Below are 388 nucleotides of genomic sequence, written 5' to 3'. Positions count from 1 at the left end.
TGAAAACGGCTGAATTCAATAGAGATGAGATCAAAAAACCCAGCCTGAAAGCTGGGTTCTTGATGTCTTGCTGGACCAAAGTGAGCGCATCACTTCAATCAAATATGGAGGCGCGTCCCGGAGTCGAACCGAGGTGGACGGATTTGCAATCCGCTGCATGGCCACTCTGCCAACCCGCCAATCAAACAATTTTCACTCTTTGAAAGAGTTGGAGCGAGTAACGAGGTTCGAACTCGTGACCTCAACCTTGGCAAGGTTGCGCTCTACCAACTGAGCTAGTGTCGCATATTTTCTTAAAAAAGAAAATTGGTTGCGGGGGCTGGATTTGAACCAACGACCTTCGGGTTATGAGCCCGACGAGCTACCAAGCTGCTCCACCCCGCGTCCG

General features: G+C 50.5%; 3 tRNA genes. All 3 read right to left on the bottom strand.

Going from position 1 to position 388, the window contains the following annotated elements:
• Nucleotides 1–105 precede the first annotated feature (105 nt).
• Nucleotides 106–179 (bottom strand) — tRNA-Cys (locus R0J87_RS18760).
• Between the two features lie 30 nt (nt 180–209).
• Nucleotides 210–285 (bottom strand) — tRNA-Gly (locus tag R0J87_RS18755).
• 22 nt (nt 286–307) lie between these two features.
• A tRNA-Met gene (locus R0J87_RS18750) sits at nt 308–384 on the bottom strand.
• Nucleotides 385–388 lie beyond the last annotated feature (4 nt).

The organism is Halomonas sp. SIMBA_159, assembly GCF_046536035.1.
In the GTDB taxonomy this organism is placed as follows: domain Bacteria; phylum Pseudomonadota; class Gammaproteobacteria; order Pseudomonadales; family Halomonadaceae; genus Vreelandella; species Vreelandella venusta_A.
The sequence above is the reverse complement of the archived record's forward strand: the minus strand, read 5'-3'. Positions and strand labels throughout refer to the sequence as shown.